Source organism: Myroides odoratus, assembly GCF_001549985.1.
Lineage (GTDB): Bacteria > Bacteroidota > Bacteroidia > Flavobacteriales > Flavobacteriaceae > Flavobacterium > Flavobacterium odoratum_A.
Window position 1 is genome coordinate 33,825 of record NZ_LROZ01000024.1, and the last position, 17,728, is coordinate 51,552.

The 17,728-nt window shown below is 34.7% G+C and carries 14 protein-coding genes; 6 read left to right on the forward strand and 8 right to left on the reverse strand.

All coding sequences use genetic code 11. The features are described from left to right. Positions 1-12: 12 nt before the first annotated feature. Complete coding sequence (locus AWV75_RS16925) at positions 13-1,239, reverse strand: exo-beta-N-acetylmuramidase NamZ family protein (RefSeq protein WP_060875486.1); 1,227 nt, start codon at positions 1,237-1,239, stop codon at positions 13-15. A gap of 7 nt (positions 1,240-1,246) precedes the next feature. Here AWV75_RS16925 and AWV75_RS16930 point away from each other — a divergent pair, with 7 nt between their 5' ends. After that, positions 1,247-2,485 carry an ABC transporter permease gene (locus tag AWV75_RS16930; protein ID WP_060875487.1) on the forward strand — a complete coding sequence of 413 codons (1,239 nt, stop codon included), beginning with the start codon at positions 1,247-1,249 and terminating at the stop codon, positions 2,483-2,485. Positions 2,486-2,510: 25 nt separating this feature from the next. Here AWV75_RS16930 and AWV75_RS16935 read toward each other — a convergent pair whose 3' ends face one another. The 4 genes from AWV75_RS16935 to AWV75_RS16950 all read right to left on the reverse strand — a co-directional run bounded on the left by AWV75_RS16935 (position 2,511) and on the right by AWV75_RS16950 (position 5,625). After that, complete coding sequence (locus AWV75_RS16935) at positions 2,511-3,254, reverse strand: DUF4241 domain-containing protein (RefSeq protein ID WP_060875488.1); 744 nt, start codon at positions 3,252-3,254, stop codon at positions 2,511-2,513. A gap of 10 nt (positions 3,255-3,264) precedes the next feature. After that, complete coding sequence (locus AWV75_RS16940) at positions 3,265-3,789, reverse strand: HEAT repeat domain-containing protein (protein ID WP_060875489.1); 525 nt, start codon at positions 3,787-3,789, stop codon at positions 3,265-3,267. A 129-nt stretch (positions 3,790-3,918) separates the two neighbouring features. Beyond that, positions 3,919-4,533: a DJ-1/PfpI family protein gene (locus tag AWV75_RS16945; RefSeq protein WP_060875490.1), complete on the reverse strand. Its 615-nt coding sequence runs from the start codon at positions 4,531-4,533 to the stop codon at positions 3,919-3,921. Positions 4,534-4,617: 84 nt separating this feature from the next. Beyond that, positions 4,618-5,625 (reverse strand): GlxA family transcriptional regulator, encoded by a 1,008-nt coding sequence (locus AWV75_RS16950; protein WP_060875491.1) that lies wholly within the window; start codon positions 5,623-5,625, stop codon positions 4,618-4,620. A gap of 429 nt (positions 5,626-6,054) precedes the next feature. Between AWV75_RS16950 and AWV75_RS16955 the strand changes: the two genes are divergently transcribed. Genes AWV75_RS16955 through AWV75_RS16970 form a run of 4 tightly spaced genes read left to right on the forward strand, consistent with a single transcriptional unit; the run spans position 6,055 to position 12,773 of the window. Beyond that, positions 6,055-8,826, forward strand: a complete 2,772-nt coding sequence (locus AWV75_RS16955) for a TonB-dependent receptor plug domain-containing protein (RefSeq protein ID WP_060875492.1) — start codon at positions 6,055-6,057, stop codon at positions 8,824-8,826. Between the two features lie 13 nt (positions 8,827-8,839). Then, on the forward strand, positions 8,840-10,066 hold the full coding sequence (locus tag AWV75_RS16960) for a DUF4876 domain-containing protein (RefSeq protein ID WP_060875493.1): 1,227 nt from the start codon (positions 8,840-8,842) through the stop codon (positions 10,064-10,066). A 12-nt stretch (positions 10,067-10,078) separates the two neighbouring features. Beyond that, positions 10,079-11,614: a DUF6850 family outer membrane beta-barrel protein gene (locus AWV75_RS16965; RefSeq protein WP_060875494.1), complete on the forward strand. Its 1,536-nt coding sequence runs from the start codon at positions 10,079-10,081 to the stop codon at positions 11,612-11,614. A gap of 16 nt (positions 11,615-11,630) precedes the next feature. Continuing rightward, the gene (locus AWV75_RS16970; RefSeq protein WP_060875495.1) at positions 11,631-12,773 is read left to right on the forward strand and encodes a cytochrome-c peroxidase; all 1,143 of its coding nucleotides are present in this window, start codon (positions 11,631-11,633) and stop codon (positions 12,771-12,773) included. 190 nt (positions 12,774-12,963) lie between these two features. Here AWV75_RS16970 and AWV75_RS16975 read toward each other — a convergent pair whose 3' ends face one another. Together AWV75_RS16975 and AWV75_RS16980 are read right to left on the reverse strand one after the other, a co-directional pair. Then, the gene (locus AWV75_RS16975) at positions 12,964-13,848 is read right to left on the reverse strand and encodes a helix-turn-helix domain-containing protein (RefSeq protein ID WP_060875496.1); all 885 of its coding nucleotides are present in this window, start codon (positions 13,846-13,848) and stop codon (positions 12,964-12,966) included. A gap of 739 nt (positions 13,849-14,587) precedes the next feature. Further along, positions 14,588-15,112 (reverse strand): GNAT family N-acetyltransferase, encoded by a 525-nt coding sequence (locus AWV75_RS16980; protein WP_060875497.1) that lies wholly within the window; start codon positions 15,110-15,112, stop codon positions 14,588-14,590. Positions 15,113-15,327: 215 nt separating this feature from the next. Here AWV75_RS16980 and brnQ point away from each other — a divergent pair, with 215 nt between their 5' ends. Next, entirely contained in the window at positions 15,328-16,635 is a 1,308-nt protein-coding gene (brnQ, locus tag AWV75_RS16985) for a branched-chain amino acid transport system II carrier protein (RefSeq protein WP_060875498.1), read from the forward strand. 34 nt (positions 16,636-16,669) lie between these two features. On the opposite strand, the gene AWV75_RS16990 is transcribed toward brnQ, so the two are convergent. After that, the gene (locus AWV75_RS16990; protein ID WP_060875499.1) at positions 16,670-17,620 is read right to left on the reverse strand and encodes a 3',5'-cyclic-nucleotide phosphodiesterase; all 951 of its coding nucleotides are present in this window, start codon (positions 17,618-17,620) and stop codon (positions 16,670-16,672) included. Positions 17,621-17,728: the final 108 nt, after the last annotated feature.

Sequence of the window (17,728 nt, forward strand, 5' to 3'; positions counted from 1 at the left end):
AAGAAGAGGAGATTAATTTGAATATAAGAGGTAAGGAGCTCGTGTATGTTCGAAAGTACGTAATCCCGATTGCCAAGTTTGACGTATTTCATCTTCTGTTTTTCCTGCGATGATTTGCTGTTTTAATGCATCCGTTCCAGCTAATTTGATAAAGAAATTAGTAAAGAATTTATCCTTGTTTTTGGATTGATGATAAGCTTTTAAAAGCCAAGTTAATTCCAATCGAGTTACTGGATTGATTTGAGATAAGTTTTCTCCATAGCACAATTTGCCATTATTCATCGGATCCTTTGCACCAGCATTGGGCTTTGGTGTGAAGCTATAAGGCATTTGTTGTAAAAACGGAGAACCATAAACCTGAAACTGCAAATTTGTTCCGCGTCCTGAGCTCACGTTGGTTCCTTCAAAAAAGCACAAACTCGCATATAAATTAATCGCTTGGTCATTTGGTAAATTAGGAGAAGGAGATACAGGAAGGCTGTAACTCATTTGTCTATTGTAATTCAAGTTTGGAATAACAGTTAAGTCAGCCTGAATACCGTTGTTTAACCATTTTTCACCGTTAATCATCATGGCGTATTCTCCTATTGTCATTCCATGTAGGGTAGGGATGGGGTGCATTCCCACAAAACTCTTGTTTTGCATCTCCAATATCGGACCATCAACTATAGAAATATTCGGATTTGGACGATCCAATACAACAATGGAGATATTATTTTCTGCACAAGCTTCCATGACGTAGTGCAACGAAGAAATATAGGTGTAAAATCTAGCTCCTACATCTTGTAAGTCAAAGACCAAGACATCAATACCCGCTAGTTGTTCTTTGGATGGTTTTTTGCTGTTGCCATAAAGAGAAATAATAGGGAGTCCCGTTTGGGTATCTTTCCCATCTTTGATTAATTCACCCGCATCTGCTGTACCTCTAAAACCGTGTTCAGGGGCGTATATCTTGGTGACTTTGATTTTATTTTGCAACAAAAAATCAACAGTTGAAACATAGGTGTTCACCGATACATCTGGACGGACAACGCCTGTCTGATTGGTGAGAACTCCTACTTTCTTATTTTGTAGTAAGTTAAAATAAGCAGCTGTATTTTCAGCACCCACGATAATTGTAGGAACAGAACCTTCGTCAATTGCTTTTTTCTCAACGGAAAAAGAATAAGAATTTACACTATAAATCAATAGCGTTACTAAGAATAATAATGTATTTTTGACTGTTGAATTTGATATCATAACAAAGTTGAAATTAGAATATTTTATAGCTAAACGCTTAGTAACTACAAAGAACCATAAAAGTAGTGTATCTGCTCCAATTATTAAAATCGCTATCACAGCAATTGCGTTAGGGATTATAATGATGTTGGTCTCTGTGGCTACAGGTTTAGGTTTAAAACACAAAATTAGAGATAAAATTTCAGCTTTTAGCAGTCATATTGTAATTACTAAATATGATTCTAATATAACAGATATTACGCTTAAACCCATTGAATTAAATCAAAAGTTTTATCCTCAATTTGATAATATTGATGGAGTTCGTACAGTACAACCTTTTGCTTCTAAAGCGGGAATTATTCGTACAGAATATGCTTTTGAAGGAATTGTATATAAAGGAGTAACGGCAGAGTATCAATTTGATGAAATAGCGGAATACATAGAACAAGGTCGTTTGCCTGTTTTTGAAAAAGAAGGCATGAGTAATGAGATTTTAATGTCTACTTATATTGCAAATCGACTAGGATTTAAATTAGGAGATAAGGTCAATACGTACTTTATGAAAGATTGGGGAAATAAAGTGCCTAATATTCGTCAATTTGAGATTGTAGGATTATATAATTCTGGATTACAGCAGTTTGATGAAAATATTATTTTAGGTGATTTACGCCATGTACAGCGTTTAAATCGTTGGACAGAAAATGAGGTAGGTGGTTTTGAAGTTCTGTTGAACAATTTTGATCAGATAGAAGAAAAAGGCAGTGAAATTTACTTGAATTTACCTTCAACTGTTGATAGTAAAACCATCGTAGAGAAGTATGAAAATATTTTTGGATGGTTGGATATGTTTGATTTTAATATCAAGGTCATCATTATCATCATGATTGCCGTAGCGTCAATTAATATGATTGTCGCTTTGTTGGTATTGATTTTAGAACGCACTCAAATGATTGGTATGTTGAAAGCATTGGGAGCAACAAATTGGAGTGTGAGAAAAATATTTTTATACAATGCATTTTATCTCATTGGAAAAGGGCTTTTGTATGGTAATGGAATCGGTCTAGGATTGCTTTTCCTGCAAAAATATACAGGAATTATTAAGCTGGATCCAACGTCTTATTATGTTCGGGAAGCCCCGGTGTTAATTCGCCTGACTGATGTGGTGTTATTAAATGCAGGAGTAATTGTTATAGCCATGCTTGTTTTGTTGATTCCTTCGTATTTAATTACAAAAATATCGCCGGTAAAGGCTATTCGATATGATTAAAAAAGTCGCCCTTAGGCGACTTTTTTTATGCTTCTTCGTCTTCAAACGTCAATTCAATATCAATAAATTGAACAACGATTTCACAAACTTCGTTGTTTTCATCATAACCAAAATAAACGGGATAAGCCCCATCACCATAGCCACTTTGAATCATCGGAATCGTTAAGTCTGTTCCTGGAATTTCAAAGTTGATCCAATCTCCTCCAGGCCTTTGGTACTGGGGGGAATTTTCATAACTCTTCTTAAATTCAGCAGCCAAGTAATCATCGTAGATATTGCCTCCTGGATGAGCCACTAACCATTGTTGCTCAAAAGCGCAATAGGCATCTTTCGTTTTTTCATCTACAATGGTTGCTAATCCAGCATCTACATTGAATCCAAAATATTCACCTTCATCTAAATTGTCAATGTTTTCATGACCAAGTAAAGCTTCTAAGTGTTGAACTGCTGGTCGATCGGTTAGCTTTACTCGAAAAGCAACATAGCGATAATGATCTTCCTCTACTTCCATCACTAAAATGGTAAGGGGATGTTTCCCCGCAGCTACTGGAATAAAATAAGGTTGCTCATCCTCTTTTAAATAAACTAAGGGATCGCGAACAAGGATATGACCTGTTGGGAAGTTAATATTTCCGAGGGAAAGGTGAAACAGTTTTCTGTTGCAAATTTCTGAAGCACTAAAATAGTGATTGAAATTCGTCGGAGAGACTAATAAACCTTTCTTTTGCTCATAGGTTGTTAGCCATTCTGGTGTGGGTATTGTTTTCATAGTTGTTTTATTAAAAGCGCGAATCTACTTGTTTGAGCGCTTGCTGGTATATTTTTTGAATGCTTTTCTTTTCTTCTTTTTCAATTTGTTGTTGGAGTAAAGATATCAAAGAAATAGTGGAAGGGTGATTCATTTTTACAATTTCCCCCAAGGCAAAAGCAATGCTCCATCGGACAACTGTACCTTCGTCATTAATATTCGCTATCAGTTGCTGTATCGCATAGTCTACTTGATGAGGGTAATTTGGAATAGTGTAGCCAATGGCTTGGGCTGATTCCCATTTTACTCGAGCTGCTTTACTTGATAAACAATCAAGGAGCATGATCAAAGCTTCTTCTGTTATTAGCTTTGGATTCTTTTGTGCTGCATGGGCTAAAGCTTCAATGCATGTCGCTTTTGCAGCGTCTTTTACAAGTTGTATTTCCGCTATAAAATCGGATAAAGGTAAAGAGTTGGCCAAGAGGCCGTCACACAAGAGCTGTGTTTTTTCTTTGGCTTTATATTCTTTGCTGTTTAAGATAGTATGAACGGACATAGATTTATATTTAGTTGAATAGGAATAAAAGACAAATATCAAGTATTAATGTGAATAGAAAAGAAAGACTGATTAATTTTTTTATAAGAAAATAGCAAGTGACTTTTAGAGTCGCTTGCTATTTGTTGTTTACAATGTAGGATATTCGAAAAGTTGTTGAATGGTTTTGCTTATTGTTGGGTCAAGGTGTTTGCTCACGAGATGTAAGGCCCCATCAATTCCTGCGGTAATTCCTGCGGTGGTTAACACTTGATCTTGATCTACAAAACGAACACCTCGTTGAACATGAGCTTTGGGGCAGCGCTCTTGTAAAGTATCCAATCCTAAAAAGTGGGTTGTGATTGCTAAACCATCAAAAAGATTGGTATTACTTAAGAGCAAACTGCCAGTACAAACGGTAAACAATAGCGCTCCTTGTTGATGTTGTTCTGTAATCCAGACGGTGTAAGTCTGTTGAAATTGTTCGTCTTGTAAATAAGCAAGAACAATATCGGGATTGGCACCAGGTACAACGAGGATGTCAGGTTTGGGACAATCAGCGAAACTATATTGAGGAAGAATCTGCATGGTGTTGCTCTCCGTATGTACAAGGTCTTTATTTGCTGAAACCAAATAAGGAATATAGGTGTTTGGTTTTAATACATTTGCTTTGACAAATACATCTAATGGACCATTGAGATCAAGTACTTCTACTTGATTGTAAATAAGAAAAGCAACATGTAAAGGCTGATTTTGGGCTGTCATAGGCAGTTGATTTTAGGCAATAAAGGAGTAATCGAAGTTCTTTCAATGCCTGTATTGCGTGTTATAGAATGAATTAAGTTGTTTTTATGCGTTGTGGATTCCTGTTGATTGGAAACTGATTCTGTATTGTGTGGGGGGTACTTGTACTAATTTGATGAACGCTTTGCGAAAAATAGTATCCGATGAAAATCCTGAGGTTTGAGCAATAGTAGCAATGGATAAATCACTAGATTCAAGTAGCCTTTTTGCATATTCAATGCGCAAACGATCGTAAAACGCACCTGCTGTCATACTTGCTTCTTTTTTGAAAACCCGAGCAAAGTTTCGTTCACTCATACAAACAAACTCTGCTATTTCCACTTGGCGTATGACTTGCGTTTTGAAATGTTCTGTGATATACTGTTTTACTTTTAGAACCAAAGGGGTTAGTTCACTATCCAGGGGGAGAAGTGTACTGTATGTAGTTTGCGGATTATTGCGCTTTAAATGAACAACTAAATAACGAGATACATCAGCAGCAACGAGCTGACCGTGATCTTCTTCTACTAAAGCCAAGGCTAAGTCAATACCAGAGGTAATTCCTCCTGAAGTGTACCTATTGCCATCCTTGGTATAAATTTGATGATAATCGAGTTTCACTGTGGGATATAGCTGTCGAAATGCAGAAGCAAATTGCCAATGAGTTGTTGCTTTTTTGTTATACAACAGCCCTGTTTGAGCGAATAAAAAAGCACCAATACAAATCGATCCTATCCTTTGTAAGGTTGGATAAATTCCCTTAATCCAATGCAATAAAGTAGGATCATAGGTTTGTGAAAGATCCGATTTAGATCCTGTGAGTAATAAGGTGTCTAGGGGGATATTTAGATTATGAATCGTGTAATCACACTGAACTTCAATACCTGCGCTCGTTTTTATTTTTAGCTCCTTTGTACTCGAAATCAAATGAATTTGATACTGTTTTCTTGTGGAATTTAAATGAGCCGTGGCTACTTGGTTGGCCGTGTGAAATACATCACTCGGACCCGCAAAATCCATCAGTTGGGTTTGCGGTAGAAGTAAAAAGCCAATATGGTGTAGTATTGCGTCCATCTTATTTTAAATTGCTGATACAAAGATAAAAAGAGCAGTTGAGGTATAAAGGACAGTAAACACGCTTTTTCTGCCAATTTGCTGAAAAGGATAAAATAAGAGACTAAAACATATAGCAAAAGGACATAAAAAAGACGAAAAGTGGTTGGTTTTTGATGAAATTGAGGTTCTTTTTTTATAAAAGTGAAAAAAAAGAGGATGAAATTTAAGAAATAGACAAATTGTGCTTTTTTTCTACGTTGTTATTTTTAGATATAAAAAATAGTACACTATTATTTTAATAAAGTTGTTGTGAAAATGAGTTTGATTTTTTGGAATTTCTTAGGATTTTAGAAATTAACATTTTGTTGTTTCAATTTAGTCTAAATAAGTTGGTTGAGAGGTGAATACAAAATACATTTGCATAACGAAAGTTTAAATCACTTGGTGATGCATAATATGAATAAGCACTTTACATTCATGAAAGCAAACTTAATTATTTTCTTTTTTTGCTTTACAACGATTGTTATCGCACAAAATTCAGTTGAGGTTCAAGTTGCTGTTACCGATGAACAACAACAAGGAATTGCTGAAGTAACAGTTTCCATCAAAAATAATCTACACAATTATATTGGTTTAACGGATGAAAAAGGGATGGCCTATTTTCAGGTTGTGCCGGATCAATATCAAATCCAGTATTTTCATATTGGCTACCAAAGTCAGCAATATACAAAAGACTTACTTGCAAAGCAGATGATTGGCGTAGTTCTTACCCCTCTAGTCAAGGAGTTGCAAGAAGTAATTATAACCGCAGAAGAAGGTAAAGGGCTTTCTTCTACATCGGTGATTAATCGAAAGGCTATGGAGCATTTACAGCCTTCTAGCTTTGCTGATTTGATGGAACTATTACCTGGTGGATTGGCTCAGACACCGAATTTAACCCGAACGAATGTTATTCGCATTCGTGAATTTGGGCCAAGTATTTCAGGGTATGCTACGAGTGCTTTAGGCGTACAGTTTGTCATGGACGGCAATGTGTTAAACTCCAATATGGATATGCTACAAGCGGTGAAAGATAATCAGAGTGGAGCAAGTTCAAGAAGTACCAATGGATATGGGATGGATATGCGTATGCTATCAACGAACGATATTGAAAGTGTAGAAATTATACGTGGTATTCCTACAGTGGGTTATGGAGATTTAACTTCTGGATTGGTCTTGATTCACCGAAAAAGTGGTTATACAAAATGGCAAGCTCGAGTTAAGGCAGATGAGTTCAGTAAATCTTACTACCTAGCAAAAGGATTTACAGTTTCCCCAACTTGGAGTTTAAATGCGAGTTTAGATTATTTGGATGCCTTATCCGATCCTCGAGATGTTTATGAAACATACAAACGTGTTAATGGATCTATTCGCTCAAAGAAAACGTTCGAATGGTTCGGAAATACTCTGGAATGGCGTTCTAATTTAGATTACAGTATCAATATTGATGAGGTAAAAGTAGACCCAGATACAGATTATTTAGCGACAGATTCTTATCAAAATCGCCGTCAGAAAATTAGTTTTTCCAATAATTTCAATTATAAATTCCAACCAGGAGGATTGTTTAAGCAAATTAAACTAACTACGAATGTCAACCAAGGAATTGAAGATATCAAACAAAGTGTTTTTGTACAATATAGTGGCCCTACATCCGTATCAATTGCCACAGAAGAAGGGGTAAATGATGGGTTCTTTCCTGATTTGAGTTTTGTATCTCATACCAAAACAGAAGGGCGTCCATTGAATATTAATGGAAAACTAGAAACTGTGATGGGATTTCAATCAGGAATCTTGAATCATAACCTTGAGCTTGGAATAGATTACAAATATTCCCATAATTATGGACGCGGAGAAATGTATGATTTATTGACTCCACCTTCAACGAAATCGTCTACAAGACCACGAGCTTATAGCGATATCCCTGCCTATCAAAATATTGCTTTTTTTGCTGGAGATCAAGTGAGTTGGTCTTTGGGAGAAAACAATTTTGGATTGTACGGAGGTCTTCGTATTTCAAAAATGCTGGGACTAAATCACAACTTTGATTTAAGTAAGAAAATCTATTTGGAACCTCGTTTTATGTTGCAATGGGGACTGCCTAAAGTTACTTTAGGGGAGCATGTATTGAAAACAGATGTAACCCTAGGGTATGGAGAGTTGTATAAACAGCCTACTGGATTAATGCTATATCCTAACAAAACATATAGTGATTTTACCCAATTGAATTTTAAACCCGCTAATACTGCTTATCAAGCAGTCAATTATATGACCTATGTGGAAGATTTGACTAACTATCAATTAGTTGCCGCAAAAAATACGAAAAAAGAAATTCGATTAGATCTTAGTTATGCAAAACACGAATTTTTTATTAACTATTTTGATGAAAAAATGCCGAATGGGTTTAGAAGTGTAAATGCATACAAAACATATAGCTATAAACGCTATGATACTTCAGGAATTGATTTAGATCATTTAACAGAGAAACCAAATATTGAGCATCTTCCTTATGAGGAGCGAAAAGTACTTCAAGGAAATGGACGAAGAGAAAATGGAAGTAGTACCTATAAGAAAGGAATCGAATTCGGTTATACTTCTCCTAGATTTGAGGGAATTAACACTCGATTTACGCTGAGTGGTGCATGGTTTGAAACGCTCTATACCAATACGATTCCAGTTCAAGAAAAACCAAGTGCTTCATTGGCTGGACAAGATTATGCGCTTGTCGGTATTTACAAAAATGCAGATGGGAATAAGATTAATGGGATGAATTACAACCTGGTTGTCGATACATATCTTCCTGCATTGGATATGAATATTTCAGCTTCTTTTCAGGGGGTATTGTTTAATGATGATACGAGAGAATGGAAGCAAGATCAACCCCTAAGCTATTTTGGAGTCGATGGAGTTATCCATGAATTTACAGATGCAGATCGAAAAGATGCTTATTTACAATGGTTGGTGCGCAATGTATCTTCTACGGATAATTTAAATAGACATTACACTTTTGACCTTCAAGTGAATTTAAAAGTATCCAAGCGAATTTATAAAGAAATCAAAGCCTCTTTATTTGTCAATAAGCTTTATGCCTATATGAGTCCTTATACCTTTAATAAAACCAAAATATATCGAAAAAATACGACAAACCCGTATTTCGGAATGGAACTTACATATAATTTTTAATACATACATCAAAATGAAGAAAAGTTTACTTACCCTGTGTTTAGCTATGTTGAGCTTAACATTTGTTACAACTGCATGTAGTAGTGATGATAGTAGCAGTGAAAATACACAGCAGCAAAAAAGTACGTTGAATATCTCTTTTCAAGGAGTGGATATTGAATCAGTACCGGGACTAACCATCGAGTTCTTAGAAACAAATTCTGGAGCAAAAGGAGATAAAATAATTACAGCACCAACTACATCTATTGTTTTAGATAAAGGATCATATAAAATTTCAGTGAATGGAAAAGTAGTATTGAAAAATGGAGAAGAAGTTGAGGTTGGAGGAAATACAGCTGTTGATTTAGTGCAAAATGAACAAACGCTTGCGATTGATTTAATTATTAAAGCATTTAGTGAAGACTTTATTATTGAAGAAGTGTTCTTTACTGGAGTAAAAACAGTAGAAGGAAAACCATACAACAATGGACGTTATTTTAAATTGACTAACAATACAGATAAAGTTTTAAAAACGGGGGGATTATTGATTTGTCAATCAGAATTTAATACCACATTGAACCACAATGTTACACCGGATATTAAGAGTGAAGCATTTGCTGTGCAAGCGGTATTGATGATTCCTGAGGCTTATTCGAAAGAGGTACAACCAGGAGATTTTATTGTGATTGCTGACATTGCTCAAAATCACAAGCAACCGAACATCCCTGCTTTTGATTTAACTGGAGCAGATTATGAATTTCCAAATTTAGATAATCCACATTTAGGGCAAGTAGATAATCCTGCAGTTCCCAATGCTGTAGTTATCTATACCAAAATGAATTACAATATGTTTTTCTTACATAGCCAAGGAGCAGAAAGTTATGCAATTGCTCGTTTCCCTGAAGGGGTAACAGTAGATAATTGGATTGCAGATTATATGTATGAGTATGAATACTTAAATAAAGCGGGTAATATCACCAAAAAGAAAACATTAAAAATACTAAATACGTGGATCTTAGATGGAGTAAATTCAGCTATCACTGAAAAATGGGTACACAATACTTTAGATGCTTCTATTGATAGTGGTTGGACAGGTTGTGGTAAGATTGAGTCTGATCCTAGTCGTTTTGGAAAAACAATTCGTCGTAAAGTAGTAGGAAAAATGGAGAATGGAAAGAATATGTACAAAGACACGAACAATTCTACCATAGATTTTATACGTGATGCTGAGGCAAGTTTTAAAAACGGAATTGTACATTAATAAAAGATCATCTTGAATAAGTACGCTATTTTTTGGATGTTGTGTTTCGTTAGCGGGATAAACACAATACAGGCGCAAGATCAATTGTCAGCCTATGATCGCATCGTAATACAACAACAATCCGAACAAATATTTAAAAAAGACTATTACTATAATCCAGTACACCAGCTGGATTATAGTAATTTTTCATTTTCTGATATTCTAGTGGGGTATCAAAAATCTCAAAAAGATCTGTATCAATTGCAAGAAGGATCTGGAGTAGAGGGAATTCAAATTGCAGCTTCGTCGTATAAAAAATTAAGCAATAACCGCAGTATTTGGGGAACTGTTGTCTACAAAAAAAATACACAGAAAGGATTGCAATGGAATAATAATCTCGACGTAGAACTTCTTGGACCCTATGTTCTTGCTGATTCTACAAGTAACAGCATGAAATATGAAGCTTATGAGTTTGCTGGAGGCTATGCAAAAAAGATACAGCGATTTTCATTGGGTTTAGAAGCTAGTTATCAAGCGCATTTAGGGTATAAAAGTAGAGACCCAAGACCTAAGAGCATTTCTTCTCACATGAAAATAAAAGGTGGTATAGGATATGATATAACCGATAACTGGACGGTTAGTGCTCTAGGGGTATTTACTAATTATACACAAAATACAGCAATAACATTTGCCAATCAAGCGCAGAAAGCAGCCTTGTATCAAATGAATGGACTTGGAACATGGAGTAGGTATTTTAGCGGAAAAAGTACAGGGACGAGTATAGAACGAAGTGGGTACGAATATGGAATGGATGTTGAAAATAAAGCATTCAATTTTATTATTGGGGCAACGAAAGGAAGTACTAGACTCAAAAGATTTAGTACAGGGACATCCTTGAAAAATTCAGATAATGATGCGGAAACGAATCGATTAGAAGAAGACTATTACAACCTCTATTTCATGAAGTTTTTTACTTTGGATGAAGATCAACTAGGAATCAAGTACAAGTTTTCAAAAGGCGAGAAGACAGGAATTGAAGTCTACTACACCGATAATGATGCAAAAGGATTGGAAAAACTGTTGGAAAAGAAATTGTATAAGTATACGGATACCCATCATTTAATTGAAGGAATGTATGAAGTGAATTTTACACAAAGTCAATTGATCGTTCAACCTTTTTGGAAGTATCAAAAAACTTCAGAATTACTTCGTGAAGTAAATTCAAAACAAAATTTCACCTATACCTATTATGGTATAAATCTAGCTTATACACAAACTTTGACTGCAACGACAACATTAGCAGTTGAACCTACATTCACCTATAGAAAAACGAGTCAGGCTAAGAATCAATTAAATCTTGCAACTACGAAAGAGGCAATGAAAGATTGGCTGTTGAATGATTTTGAATACCTTTCTTCTGATTATATTTATTGGGGAACTACAGTGAAATACGCCATTGAAAAAGTGAAAAAAGCACCGATGTTTGTAGCTATTACTTACCATCAGTTAGATTTTAAAACAAATAAACAAAACAACTATTTAGGCGTGACCTTAGGGGTGACGTTTTAATTGAGAAATACAGGACATGAATAGAAAGTTAATAATTGTCTTTTTTTTGAGTATTGGCGGACTCTTGAGTTTTACGAATGCTCCTAAAATATTAAATTCAAGCGACCCAGAATACCAGACAATCATTGAAAGTTATAAACAACCAATAGCACTTTGGCCTAAACCAATAATAGATGACGGTGTAGATTGGAAAGAATTTGCAAGTATTCAGCGAGATACTGCTTTTTTTACAACGCAAGATTTACCTGAAGTCATCTTGGGAAAAATGCTTTTCTTTGATCCAAAATTGTCAAAATCAAGTCAAATTTCATGCAGTACATGTCATGATCCTGCCATGGGATGGACAGATCGCCGATCAGTAGCACTAGGACATGATCATTTAGAAGGTATGCGAAATACGCCAAGTTTATATAATATGGGGAATCGTAAAATTTTCTTCTGGGATGGAAGAGCCTCGAGTTTGGAAGAGCAAGCAAGTGGACCTTTAAGTGCACATAATGAAATGGCCATGGATGTGGAGTTATTACCAGCCAAATTAAAAGAAGTAAAAGGCTATAAACCGTTGTTCAAAGCTGCTTATGGGGATGAAACTATTACCTATGAGCGAATTGTAGGAGCCTTGGCAACTTTTCAGCGTACAATAAAAAGTCAACCTAGCCGTGTAGACCTTTTTGTAGACGGTAAATTTGACGCTATGACGGATCAAGAAATTTATGGAATGCATCTATTCAGAACCAAAGGGAGATGCATGAATTGCCACCATGGACCAGATTTGACAGATGATCAATTTCACAATATTGGATTGACGTATTACAAGAGGAAGTTCCAAGATTTAGGACGGTATGCGATTACAAAAGACCCCAATCATGTTGGACAATTTAAAACACCTTCTTTGCGTGATTTACTTTTAACCCGACCGTGGATGCACAATGGATTCTTCGATAACCTCGAAGGAATTGTCAATATCTACAATAGTGGAATGCATATGATTGATCCAACTCCTGAGCAAAAAATAGCAGATCCTTTATATCCTATTACAGATTCATTAATGCAACCGCTGAAATTGAATCGAGAAGAGGTACAAGCAATTGTTGCCTTTTTGGAATCTTTATCAGGGAGTCGATATAAAATGAGAAGACCTGATTTTCCAAGAGAATAGATTAAACACAACACGAAATAGGTTTAGTACTGTCTCGATTATCTATAAGAGGCTAAAAAAAATAAGAAAAGAGCCGCTCCTTTTGGAGTGGCTCTTTTGCATGAAAGCTTTGTTGACTTGGTACATCCTAGAAAGATGCTTTGAAATTTGATGAAGAATAACAGGGAGGTACGCAAGTAAGACCTGGATATCATTTTTTCCGTAATTGTTTGGGGGAATATCCAGTATACTTTTTAACAAAGCTTGAAAAATAAGTAGCATATTCAAATCCTAGTGTAAAAGCTATTTCAGATACAGTCAAATTTGAATTCTTTAATAAACGTTGAGCTTCAATCAGTATTCTTTCTTGAATAATTGCTGTTGTGGACTTGCCAAAAGTTTGTTTGACCACATAGTTTAAATAATTCGTGTGAATTTCTAGTACTTCTGAATAATCCGCAGCTGTTTTTAAGCGAACGGTTTGTTCTTTATGGGTAATAGGAAATTGCTTTTCTATAAGTTCTAAAAATTGTGAACATAAGCGGTTGGTAGCATTTCTCTTTTCTGAAAAGGTGAATTCACTGGTTAGCTTATTGGCTTGATGAATGATAATCTCAATGTAATTCCGCAAGATTTCTTGTTTTAGAGGATAATCTTGTTGTTGCTCTAATACAATATTTTCAAATAAACTTTTGATCATCTTATCTTGTTCTTTATTTAAAGAATAAATAGGAGTTGTTTGTAAGGCTTGCAAGGTGGAACGAATTTCATTGCTTTGATACCCGAGAAACGTATTGGTAAATAAACAAAAAAAGCCATCAGGTGATTCTGAAGTAGGTTCTAAGGTATAGGTCGAAAGTGGATTCGAGAAAAAAAGCGTAGGTCCTGTGAATTCTCGAGTTTCTGTTCCGTAAAATAATTTACTTTTACTGTTTAGGTATGACACCTTGTAATGTGTTTTTATATTATAGGGAATAAGATGTTCCTTCCCTTCTTTTTGTGAATAAACAGCGAATTCATTTGAATTGATATCGCTTATAATTGCTTGTTCTTTATCAATAACATCTAGTTCTAATGTTGGGGTTAAGTACGTCATTTTTTTCGCTTCGATTTTCTTAATACTAGTTTTTTGAATGCTTAAGGAATGAGTGTATACGATTATGTTTTATGATTATTTGTAAAAATATGTATAATTGTATTCGTAAATTTGATAAAAAACTATTATTTGTTGTGTTTTTTAGTTTTTTTAATAAAATATTTACTGTTTTAATGTTTATTCGTGAAATAAATTGTTTTGAATAAGTTTTTTACTGCTATTGTTTCGAAGGAAACTAGATTATTTGATTAAAATAGATGCTATTGTGCGTTTGATGGAATTTTTTACTAGTACTTTTTAATTCTTATGCTTCGAAGGGTCCTAAAAATGAAGGAGAGAAGTTTAAACCTTTTACTTCTAAAAATGCAAAATGACCGTTTTCTTTTGACGTTATTTTTTTAAAAACTATTGATACTTAGTTTGACTTTTTAGTTCCATTTTTGGACGTATAAAGGTATTCCAATAGCAAGTATGCTAGGGAAGATTTGTAGATTTACAAAGTAAAGTAGAGGGGAGTATTCGCAGATTCAGTATAGACAATGAATAGTAATACACGATGTTGCAATGGCCAATTTTTATAGTAAATGGATTTTTTAAAAAAGAGGACCTAACTAAGAGGAGATAGGAAGAAAAAACAAGATCTAAAACTAGAAAGTGTATGATTTACTCCGTGAATTTCTAAACTAGAATCATATATGTTGGATAGTATGAAATTGGTTCAAGAACATTTTAATTGTGTTTATCGTATAATATATTTGTGGTAAATGAGCTTTTTACCCGATATTGGAAGTGAAATAGCATCCTCATACTGATAAGCACAGCGTTCAAGTAGTTTTTGAGAAGCGCTATTGCTATCAAAAAGTTGTGCGCGAATTACAGTATAGGGTAGGTGGTATTGAATAAAAGTAGCAATAGCTTCTAGTAGTTCGGTGGCCAATCCTTGTTTCCAAAAATTTTCGTGAAAAATATAGCCGATTTCGACATGAGTCAAAGAATCTGTACATGGAAATAAACCCACTTCTCCAATTAATCGATAGGGTACTTGATTTTTGAGTACAATTTTATATAATCCCAATTGCTGTGGATATAATTGCTGATTAAGCTGATATTTCTTGACTAAATCTTCTGATGTCCATGGTGTTTTGTTGTTGGGAATCCAACGCATTGTGTTGAGGTGATTGTGAATAGCCAATAATGAAACAAGATCATCTGGCAGATGAATGGATTGGACAAGTAAGCGTGAAGTCTCAAAAATAGTATGCATAATAGTAGGAGAATAGATGTATTTAAAATAAACAAGCTAAATTTAGCTGTCTTTTTCCTTTAAATAGTAAAAAAATGTGATAAAATCTAGGGTTAATATTCTATATTGTGCAATAAAATTGAAGCTGGATTAAAAATAGCACGGTATTTGTTAGTAAATACAGAGATATCTTTTAGTAACATAAAACAGAATTGAATAAAATATAAAATTATCAAATGAAAACGAAATCAATCAGCAATATATTAACAATAGGCTTTGCACTGTTCGCTATGTTTTTTGGAGCAGGAAATATTATTTTACCACCCATCATCGGACTAATAACTGGGGAAGAATGGGATTCAGCCGTTTTTGGATTTACAATTACCGCTATCGTTGCTCCTTTTTTAGGAATATTAGCTGTCTTGTTCTCTGGAGATGAGTTTACAGATTTAGGAAAGAGAATTAATAAAACCATTGGAATTATTTTAGCAACAGCTATTATTTTAAGTATTGGCCCCTTTGTTGCCATTCCCCGTACTGCTGCTACGACCTTTGAAGTAGGATTATTACCCATTTGGCCTAATTTTAATCCCATTATTTCATCTGTTTTATTCTTCGCTGTCACGTTAGCTTTATCGATATCACCTTCAAAAGTGGTTGATATTATTGGAAAATATTTAACTCCATTATTATTGGTGTTATTGGCGATTATGATTGTAATGGGAATACTTCACCCTTTGGATACAACAATCGATACCGGTGTTGGAGCCGTTGAATCATTCCGAAGAGGCTTCTCAGAAGGATACCAAACCATGGATGTACTAGCTTCTGTTATTTATGCGGGGATTATTATTTCTGCAGTAAAAGCAAAAGGGTATGTGAGCCCAGATGCAAAAACTAGAATAACCTTTCTTTCTGGTGCAGTGGCGACAATTTGTCTTTTGTTTATTTATGGAGGACTCGTTTATCTTGGTGCAACTTCAGGATATGGATCTGCAGCGGATTTAAAACGTACAGAATTATTACTCTATATTTCCAACCATGTATTAGGATCCCAAGGAACAATAGCCTTATCTTTATGTATTGCCCTAGCCTGTTTGACAACTGCGATCGCGTTAGTTTGTGCAACAGGAACGTTTTTTAGCCAATTGACAAAAGGAAGAGTAAGTTATAAAGCGGTTGTAATTGCTACTTGTGTATTTTCTGCAATCCTTGCTGTAAACGGAGTAGATAAAATTATTGATTATGCAGGGCCGTTTTTAGGGGTTATTTATCCTATTACGCTTACCTTAATATTATATGTAGTGATTTTTGGTAAAATAGTCAAGCGAAAGATTCCATTTGTAGGTGCAATCGTTACTACAACAATCTTTGCTATCGTACAATTTTATATTACAATGACAATAGGACAGGCTGTAGAAGATAGCTTTGTTTTTCAGTTGAACGAGTGCATCAAAAAGATTCCTTTATATAATTATGATGTACCTTGGCTACTGCCTTCTTTTGTTGTTTTTATTGTCTTATACTTATTCAATCGAAAATAAAAAAATCCCATTCTAGTTCTAGAATGGGATTTTTTTATTTTAGTGTGATTCTTTCTCCTTGTGTCGGGAAAATATAGTGTACGTGTAAAGGATTGTTCTCCAGTAGCTCTTGTTTGATTATTTCAATTTGGTTACCGGAAGGTTTTAAATGCGTAATAATAACTGTTAGATCATCCAACGATTCAAGTCCGGTGTATTGTGCTAATTTACTCAACTCCTCGGTTAATAGTTTGGGAGTTAAATGACCAAATAGTAAATGTTCTGGCTGACTATTAGCAAAAGACACTTCTAATAAAATGGTCTTTAGGTTTTTGTTTCGCACTAAAGGAGCAATGTATTCCCATATTGTTTCTAAGTGATTTGTTTTTTCAATACGGTCTGCCCCCGTATCGCCAAAGTATAATACATAATCGTTGTTGTTGCGCAATAAAATGGCAGAACTCTTTTGAGGATTAACATGACTTAATTCAAATAACTCTGCAGAAAATGTGGTATTGCTAATAGTGAAAGATTGTAAAGGTTTAACTTTGGTGTAGGTGTACTTTCCTATAATTGGCGATTCTCCTTCATTTCCAAAATTAGCCCAAGAGGCATTAGTGAAATAATTGTGTTTAAAAATATCTGCTACAAAAGGCAAGGAGTAAATTGGCTTAGCTGAATCTTCTGGTGAATTGATGATCAAACCCGAAAGATGATCTAAATGACCGTGTGAAATAAAATATCCTTTGATATAGTCTTGTAGTATCGTTTCAAAGGAAACATTAAAAGTTCCTTTTTCAATTGCTTTGTTTATTCCACTTCTTACTGTTCCAGCATCCAAAGCAATATAACTATTACTCTTTTCTACGCCTAGTAAATAACAAGATAAATTGCTTTCATCTCCTCCTCCATAAACACCTAGAGGAATTATTTCTAAGTTTTGTGCCCATAGGGAAGAGGTACTATAAAGTAAAAACGCGGAAAGTGTAAAAAATAACTTCTTCATTATATATGTATTTGTTGTAAAAGTAATGCTTTTTGTTGTTTTTAGGAGGATGCTTTTTTTGAGGATGCTTTTTTTGAGGATGCTTTTTTTGAGGATGCTTTTTTTGAG

Coding starts and splice junctions, on each gene's coding strand:
- AWV75_RS16925 (WP_060875486.1), bottom strand. CDS start 1,239: ATGATATCAAATTCAACAGTCAAAAATACATTATTATTCTTAGTAACG.
- AWV75_RS16935 (WP_060875488.1), bottom strand. CDS start 3,254: ATGAAAACAATACCCACACCAGAATGGCTAACAACCTATGAGCAAAAG.
- AWV75_RS16940 (WP_060875489.1), bottom strand. CDS start 3,789: ATGTCCGTTCATACTATCTTAAACAGCAAAGAATATAAAGCCAAAGAA.
- AWV75_RS16945 (WP_060875490.1), bottom strand. CDS start 4,533: ATGACAGCCCAAAATCAGCCTTTACATGTTGCTTTTCTTATTTACAAT.
- AWV75_RS16950 (WP_060875491.1), bottom strand. CDS start 5,625: ATGGACGCAATACTACACCATATTGGCTTTTTACTTCTACCGCAAACC.
- AWV75_RS16955 (WP_060875492.1), top strand. CDS start 6,055: ATGCATAATATGAATAAGCACTTTACATTCATGAAAGCAAACTTAATT.
- AWV75_RS16960 (WP_060875493.1), top strand. CDS start 8,840: ATGAAGAAAAGTTTACTTACCCTGTGTTTAGCTATGTTGAGCTTAACA.
- AWV75_RS16970 (WP_060875495.1), top strand. CDS start 11,631: ATGAATAGAAAGTTAATAATTGTCTTTTTTTTGAGTATTGGCGGACTC.
- AWV75_RS16975 (WP_060875496.1), bottom strand. CDS start 13,848: ATGACGTACTTAACCCCAACATTAGAACTAGATGTTATTGATAAAGAA.
- AWV75_RS16980 (WP_060875497.1), bottom strand. CDS start 15,112: ATGCATACTATTTTTGAGACTTCACGCTTACTTGTCCAATCCATTCAT.
- brnQ (WP_060875498.1), top strand. CDS start 15,328: ATGAAAACGAAATCAATCAGCAATATATTAACAATAGGCTTTGCACTG.
- AWV75_RS16990 (WP_060875499.1), bottom strand. CDS start 17,620: ATGAAGAAGTTATTTTTTACACTTTCCGCGTTTTTACTTTATAGTACC.